General features: G+C 65.3%; 4 protein-coding genes. 2 read left to right on the forward strand and 2 right to left on the reverse strand.

All coding sequences use genetic code 11. From position 1 onward, the window contains the following. Positions 1-158 precede the first annotated feature (158 nt). Together ACZ6S5_RS32155 and ACZ6S5_RS32160 are read left to right on the forward strand one after the other, a co-directional pair. Positions 159-1,340 (forward strand): hypothetical protein, encoded by a 1,182-nt coding sequence (locus tag ACZ6S5_RS32155; protein WP_466006014.1) that lies wholly within the window; start codon positions 159-161, stop codon positions 1,338-1,340. Between the two features lie 310 nt (positions 1,341-1,650). Further along, positions 1,651-2,172: a hypothetical protein gene (locus ACZ6S5_RS32160; protein ID WP_466006015.1), complete on the forward strand. Its 522-nt coding sequence runs from the start codon at positions 1,651-1,653 to the stop codon at positions 2,170-2,172. Between the two features lie 927 nt (positions 2,173-3,099). Here the strand turns inward: ACZ6S5_RS32160 and ACZ6S5_RS32165 are convergent. Beyond that, positions 3,100-3,612, reverse strand: coding sequence for a putative periplasmic lipoprotein (locus ACZ6S5_RS32165; RefSeq protein ID WP_466006016.1), 513 nt, complete (start codon positions 3,610-3,612; stop codon positions 3,100-3,102). A 25-nt stretch (positions 3,613-3,637) separates the two neighbouring features. Continuing rightward, a partial coding sequence (locus tag ACZ6S5_RS32170; RefSeq protein ID WP_466006017.1) for a golvesin C-terminal-like domain-containing protein occupies positions 3,638-8,071 on the reverse strand: 4,434 nt, incomplete at its 5' end.

Genomic DNA, 8,071 nt, shown 5'->3' on the forward strand with positions numbered 1-8,071 from the left:
CGACCTCCCCCCCCCCTCCACCCCCCCCCCAGCAGGGACCCCCCCTGTTTCTCCCCCCCCCCACCCCCCCCCCCCCCCCCACCACCAGCCCCACACACGCGCACCGCCCGAGCCGCCGGCACGGGCGCCCATCCGCATCACCCTCAGGAGAGGAAGACATGCCGACGCGGACGCGACCAGACATCGCGTGGAGCCCGACATACATCGCCAACACCGTCGCCGCGACACGGCAACGCGCCGCCGACCACGGCCTGTCCCAGGCGACCCGCGACGTAGCCCGCACGCTCGGCCTGTCCACGGGCACCGTCGAAGAGTGGGTGTGCCGCGCCCGCACCACGCAAACCGCGCCCGTACCACCCGGACTGCTCGCCTGCCACGCATGCGACCAGCCGATGATCCTCATCCAGATCCACGCCCACGAGCAGGAGTACCTGTGCGCACCCGCCTGCGACCGGGCCCCCGTCCAAGCGGAGGCGATCCGCGCCGCGATCGCCGCCGCGGTGCTGCACCGCACCCCCGGCCTCATTCCCACCGGCAAAGCCGCACGCGCCGCCGACTACGCACCCGGCGCCATGCACCGCGCCCACGTCGGAGCCACCGCCACCGACCTGACCATCACCTGGCGGACCGAACCCCAGCAAGTCATCGGGCCGCGAATGGCAATGGCGCAACGACTCCACCAAGCCCGGCAACACGCCCAGACCGGCAACCGCACGAGAGCTGCGGAGATCCTGCGCTCCGGCCTGCTGCACATCAACCCCACCCACCACGACCCAGCCCTGGACACCGCCACCGCACAGGCCGCCGCGCTCCTGGCCCAACTCACCCTCACCGCCGCCGACCCACACACCGCGCTGCCCTGGGCAACATGGGCACACCGCTCACTACGCCGCCTGCTACACCGCCCCACCGCCCCCGAGACCCGCGCCGCGCTGAAGATCCTCGCCGCCGCCCACCACGGCGTCGGCGACCTCACCGCCGCCGCCCACAGCTACAGCGACCTCACCCGCCACCACTGCGAAGCGGAAGGCCCCACCGCGCTGCCCACCCTGGCCGCGCAAGCCACCCTCGCCGTCGTCCTCCACCAGAACGGCCACTGCGAACACGCACAACAACTACTCGCCCGCACCATCACCACCCACCGCCGCGTCCACCGCGACCACCCCGCCAGCGCACGCATGGCCGAAGCGTTCCACCGCATGCGCGCCGCCTGCGCCGGCCACCAACACAACGTCGCGCGCATTGATCACCACGCTGCCACTACGCCCGTGCCGCCGATGGACGGGACGCTGAACTCGCCCAGCACCTGGACGCCGAGTAGGGCGAAGGTGGCGAGGTGATCGGGCGCTCGCAGGCCTCGGAAGGCGGAACCGTGATCGTTGATCAAGGGTGTGACCTCGTGTCCCGGGAGGATTCGAACCTGTGACACACGGCTTAGGAAACCGTTGCTCTATCCCCTGAGCTACGAGGGCGCGAACGCCTAGTCTAGCGACCTGCGCATTGGCCCGGGGTGGCAGGGAGTGGTGCGCGTTGGCCTACGTTGTCCCGGTTGGCTGGCCTGGGCGATGACCACACGTGGACCACACGGGGAACGCCAGCGATCATGATCCTTGACCCCGGTTGACCCGCAGTGGCACCGGTTTACCCACCGTGGCACTGGCTGGAGAGCACACGTCACGCACAGCATCGAAGATCAGCAACGCCAACGCCGCCACGATCAGCTATGACCTCACGCACTGGGATGCCGTCTACTACGTTCCTCCGAAGATCGCTGCCAACCGGAATGGGCTAGTGGATCTCGCCGGCCAACTCGTTGACCAGTTGGCCGTGGCGGTGTCCGGTCTCGCCGTGGTGGGCCTGCTCCTCTCGCTCGCCGGGCTCGTCGGGGGCGAGAGATGGGCACATGTAACGGCAACCGTACTGACTGCCCCGTTCGCGGTTGGCTGTGGCATACAGTTCCTCAACGGCAGGAGTTCCTTTGCGGAGCAATTCGACGACCCGCGCAACGTCGCGCCTCAGCACACCCGCGCGCCGGCGTGGGTCCTCATCTGCGACGGGCTGGGACCGCCGCTGCTCATGGGCGTCTCGATCGTCGTCCTGATCCTGTTGTTTCTCCCTCCGGTTCACGGGCGCTTTTACCCACCCCCTCAGCATCGCGATTCCCATGGATAGCAGGGCTGGCTACCGTGACTTCACCCGGTAGCTGTCAAGCCGACCTGGACGAGCAGGACGAGGATGCGCGCTTGCGGACGACGAGGCCGGTGGTGGCGTTGCGGGACCCACATCATCGGCCGGCCCTGACCCGCCCGCTGTCTGCGGTCATCGGGAAGTGCGGTTCGACGGACACAGCGATCCGGATGTGCGGACAGCGGTGCGCAGGGCTGACGGCCATCGCGTCACACACTGTGACCTGCCTCCGGTCGTGGGCCGGCGCTGACACTCGCCGGATGAAGGCCGGTGTCGGTTCGGGGTCCCAGGCTGACGTGCTGCCCTGCTCGGCATGTACGCCGAACTGCATCCGGGTGATCGGCCCCCCCCCTCAGCGCAGACCCCGCGTGTTGTCTGCCGTGCCATTGCGGTACAGGCGGGGCGAGGCTCCTCGTCGCTGAGCCCGCCGGAACGGTGGTCGGTACGATCGATTGCCCTGTGCTGCCGAACCTCGCGCGGAGCGCCCGGCGTGAGCAGCTACGGAAGGTTCGCACCGTCACAGGTAAGGCTGATGATGTCCGCCGTTGCCATCATGGTCTCGGCATGCCGGGAGGCCGGGCGCTCGCATCGGTATTTGTGATTCTCCGTGGGCCTGCCGGAGCGCTGCCCAAGCGATGGTCAGTCTGATACGGGTTGGCGACGTAGCCGGGCGAGGGCCTCGGCGAGGACAACCGGCCGGCAGCGGACGCGATTCAGGGCCTCGGCGTTCGCTCCGGGGGGCAACCGCGAGAAAGGGAACGAAGACTTCGAAGAACCGAACCGGCTCTGCCATCCCGACAGCCTGACGCCACGGCCTCACCCCGCGGCCACGCGCCCCACCTCTCACCTCCCGTGTGCTGGGGGCCGCACCCTCAACGTGGCGCGACCCCCAGCAGAGCGAATTACCCTATGTCAGGATGCCGATGGGGACGGCATTGTCGTGGCGCAGTCACTCGTACACCTCTCATAGATGATCCGGTTTTTCTGATCCGGGTCGCCGACGTAGAAGGCCAGCACGATGGATGAGCCTTGCCGATCGGCGTTCAACGGAAAGGATCCACGATTTGTCCTGCCGGCCATTGTCTCTATGCGTAGCCGGACGACATTTCGCGGACCATCAGGCTTGGCGAGCGGTGCTTGCAGTACCCATGATCCATTTGCTGGTAACGTGTCCCGCTTGGGATCGAACCCGGGTGGCAGGTCCTCGGGGAAACCGTCGAACATCCGGTACGGCAGACTCGAAGCCACGAATGTGCCGTCGGCTTTAAAGATGAGGTCTCCACCGGCAGTAGCGCCCCTCCAGACACCTACAACTTCGGACTCCTTCATGTCGACCCGCCGATCGCCGCTGGACACCGACCGCTCGGCACAGCCTGCAAGCAGAGCAACCACCAGGATCGCTATCCACGGTCTCTTCGACGACACTCGGCGCCAACCTCTCGTGGAGCAATCAGAACAGCCATTCGTATATCGGGCGTAGATAGTTGCTGGGCTTGTTGATTGTCGTCGGTGCCCAGGCGCCCGGCCGTTGCGGCGCCTGCCCCCCCGGGAATGTCTCACGCCACCTGATGGACTGCTTCGTCCACATCTCACCCGTCAACCTCTCATGACCATCGCCTGCAGACTCATTCTTGTACGTCCCGGCATGAACCTTGTCGGGATTGGGCAGGAATGACTTAAAGGTACTGGCGTTTGTGATATTGAACTCGATGACCTGGTTGCCATTCTCGGTTCCGACTACGGACCACTCCAGGTCGTAGGACGCCATGAATGCCTGCTCGATCGGCATTCCGGCTTGACCATTCGTCAATATCGAGTCTCCGTTCGCCCAGGCCAGATCTCTGCGATCGTCGTCCGAGAAGGTATCGGGATCACCATAGTGGAAGTCGGCATAACCATGGGTCTGCCCGGCAACCAGGTCGGCTGCGATCTGAGCGCGTGCGGCGTCGACGGAATCATGCCGCCTGATCCCCTCGGTGTACGGGTCACCGTCTCGGAAGTATTGGACGTTCGCCGGCCCCATCTTGCCGAGGCATCCCCTGGCCTGGCAACCGAGCTTCAGAATGCCGCCCGTGACTTCAAAGGCCAGCCATTGCATGCCCAGCCCCCAGGCACCCGTCGTGTTCTCGCCTGGCTCGTGGCAATACTCGGGCGTGGCATCGGAGCAGGTGGGAGGCGCGACGCCGGCACTGCCGCTGCCGCCTCCCGCCTCCGCCACGTGGCCGTCGTGCTCGATCATGGAGATCGGGTTGCCGCCGCCAAAGGCGTACCGGTTCCCGGTGAAGGGGTTCAGGCCCAGTTGCATGTCGGCCAGTGCGCCGTTGTAGCTGTCCCGGGACAGGAACCGATTGAGTCCTGGGCTGTAGTCGCGGAAGCCCATGTCGTACGAGCCAGAGCCTTGGTCCCAGCGCTTGGCGTTGAACCGGTACGCGTTGTATGGCTCCTTGGTCGGGTCAGCGGCGTCTGGCTTGTCGATGCCCGTGAACTGAGCATCGTCGTTGCTGCCGTAGGCGGTGTATCCGTAGGTGGCTTTCGTGTCACCGGTGTCGTCGGTCAGTTGCTCGACGTCGGTGTGCTGGTCGTATCCGTAGTAGGCGTTCTCCTGTGTTCCGTCGTCCTTGTGCGTGACCTGGGACAGGCGCTGGCCCCACGGCGAGTACTGGTAGGACTTGGCGAGCTTGCCGGCGACTTCCTCGTCTAGCACCTCACTTGAGAGGCCAAGGTAGTTGAACGTAGTGGTCTTCTCCTTGGTGCCACCGGCGTCGGTGGTCTTGGTGGCGGTCCGGTCCAGCGGGTCGTAGGTGTACTTGGTTGTGGAGGTGCTGGTGCCGTTGTTCTTGCGGTTCTCGACGACGTGGTCGAAGCCGTCGTAGACGTTCCGCTCCAGCACGTTCCCGCCAGCGGTGACCGTGTCCAGCCGGCCGAAGGGGTCGTAGTTGTACGACGAGGTTGTGCCACCCGCACTGGCGGTGAGGAGCCGGTTGCGGTCGTAGTTGAAGGTCGTCGTGGTGCCCTTGATGGTCTGGTTGATGACGTTGTTGTTGGCGTCGTGGATGTAGGTTTCGGTGCCGGCACCGTCACCGGTCTTGGTCAACGAGGCGAGGCGGTCGCGGGGGTCGTAGGTGTAGGTGCTGGTGGTGTTGAGGTATGCCGAGTGGTTGTCGGCGTTCATCTTCTTGGCGACGTCACCGGTCCGGTTGCCGTTGAGGTCGTAGGTGTAGGTGTGCTCGGAAACAGTGGTTCCGTTGCTCTTCTTTTCGACCTGGTAGCGGAGCGTCCGGTCCTGGTTGTAGCTGTAGTCGACCCGGTTTCCGTTGGGCTTCGTTTCGTAGTACAGCTGTCCGCGGGAGGTGTAGCCGTAGGTGGTGGCCTTCAGGTTCGGGTCCGACGCCGATGTGCCCACCTTGACGGTCGAGACCAGGTCCCGGACCCCGTAGGCGTACTGCGAGTACTGCTTGTCGTGGGTGGTGGTCAGCGGTGCGCTGTTTTCGTTGTAGGTGAACGAGGTGGTGTTGGTGGCCGTCCCGGACTTGCTCTCGGTGACTGACTGGACCTGGTTGAGGTCGGTGTAGGCGACCGAGTAGTTATCGACGCGGGCGCCGGGCGAGGCGTCGGTGATGGTGGTCAGGTTTCCGTTGGGGTCGTAGCGGTAGTTGTAGTTGTGCTTCTCGTTGTCGGTGTCGCCGTTGTTGTCGCGGACGAGCTTGATGGCGTCGGCCACCACGGTGCCGGTGGCCTGGTCGGACAGCGAGACCTTCTGGGTGTTGCCTTCGGCAAAGCTGTAGGAGCCGAGGCTGACCCAGGTGCCGGTATTGGTGCTCTGGTTGACCGTCTTGGTGGTATTGCCGCCGCCGTGGCTGATCGTGTACTTGGCGTCGGTTGCGGCGCCGGTGACCTGCGGGTAGCGGGCGAACACCTCGTAGGTGCCGGACTGCGGCACGTTCAGCTGCCAGGTGAAGGTGTTCGTGCCGGTTCCCGCGGGCCTGGTGGCGTAGTTGGTGCCGTAGGTGCCGGTGGCCGTGTTGGCGGTGGTCCAGGTGCCGGTGGCGGTGGTGTTGTTGAAGTCGGAGTTGTCGACCAGGACGACCTGTTTGCCGACTGGGACGCCGTCGTCGGAGCGGGACTTCAGTTTGCCGTCGGGGAAGTAGGACCAGTTCATGGTGCGGTTCGAGGATCCGCCGGCCGATTTCACGGTCCGGGCGGTTTGGGCGCCGAGGTCGTTGTAGTCGTAGGTGGTGACGATGTCCCACGGATCCGACGACGACTTCGTCCACCCGTTGTCGTAGTAGGTGTAGGTGGTGTCGTTGCGCACGGACTCGCCGGATGACGGCGGCGCGGACAGGGTGGTCAGGCGGCCGACCGCGTCGTAGGTGTAGGTGGTGACGTCCGCGGTGGTGTAGCGGGTGTCGTCCTTGTCGTACGCGGTGCGGGTCTCCTTGACCCGGTTGAGCTTGTCGTAGGCGGTGACGGTGGCGAAGTCGTCCGGGTCGTCGGTGGTGGCGACACCCCGGGGGCTGATCACCTTGGTCTGGTTGCCGACCTGGTCGTACTCGTACTTTGTGGTGCGGTAGGTGATGGTGCCCGCGACGCTCTTCTGCGGCACCTTGACCTGTGTCGGCTTGCCCCGCGGGTCGAGGGTGACCTCGGTGGTGTAGCCGAGCTCGTCCGTGGTGGCCGTGACCAGACCGTCGCGGTCGTAGGTGCTGGTGGTGAACTTGCCGAGCGCGTCGATGGTCTTGGTGACCCGGTGCGCGAGGTCGTACTCCGTCTTGGTGGTGTAGTCGGTGGTGTCGGTGGTGGCGTTCTTGCGCGGGTCGACCACGGTGGCGACGTTGCCGACATTGTCGTACTCGTAGGTGATCTTCTGGTTCTTGGCGTTGGCGACGCCTACCAGTTGGTAGATCTCGTTGTAGGTGTTGGTGGTGGTGTAGTCCCCGACCGTGCTGGTCAGGTTGCCCTTCGGTTCGGTGGTGGTCAGCAGGTTGCCGACCTTGTCGTAGGTGAAGGACGTCTTGCGCTCCGGGTCACCCGCGACGTCCACTGGTGCCGTGACGTAGGCCGTCTGGTCGGCCTTGTCGTACGAGGCGGTCGAGGTGGCGCCGTTCGGCGCGTACGACTCGTAGACGTTGTCGTTGACGTCGTACTTCGGGGCCGGGGTGGTGATCCACCGGTTTGCGGCCTCGTCGACAGCCACCTTGTTCTCCAGCGGCCGGCCGAACGTGTCATACGTCTGGGTGGTGTCGTGGATGAGCGCGTCGGTGACCTGGAGTACCTGGCCACGATCGTCGTAGACGAACTTCGTCTGCTTGTTGTCGGCGTCGGTGATCGTCTGCGGGTAGCCGTTGGCGTCGAAGGTGCTGTTCGTGGTGACGTTCCCGTTGGCGTCGGTCGCCGTCAGCAACTGGCCCCAGGCGTCGTAGGTGTAGGAGGTTTTGTAGTCGTTCTGGTCTGTCGTGGTGGTGCCGATCGGGTCGACCACCCAGGACAGATCACCGTCGGCCTCGTAGCCGAATGCCCACTTCCGGCCCTCCGGGCTGGTCTTCTCGGTCAGGTCGGCGACGTAGCCGTTCAGCTGACGCTGGTAGGTCAGGACTGTGCCGGCCGTGCCGTTCTTGACCGCCTCGGCGTCCTTGATCTCGGTGGGGTAGCCGGTCTTCTGGTCATACGTCCAGGTCGACGCGGCACCGTTGTTCTCGGTGAGTTTGGTGACGTTGTGGTCGTCGTCCCACTCGAGCTTGGTGACCTCGTTCTTCGCGTTGGTGGTCTGCGTCGGCCGGCCGTACCCGTCTTGCTGGTAGGCGGTGGTGTGGTTTTCGGCGTCGGTGACGGTGGTGTTGATGGTGTTGCCCTGCGGGCCGTCCGGGTCGACGTAGGCGAACTGGGT

It is taken from the genome of Micromonospora sp. NPDC051924 (assembly GCF_055586005.1).

Coding starts and splice junctions, on each gene's coding strand:
- ACZ6S5_RS32155 (WP_466006014.1), top strand. CDS start 159: ATGCCGACGCGGACGCGACCAGACATCGCGTGGAGCCCGACATACATC.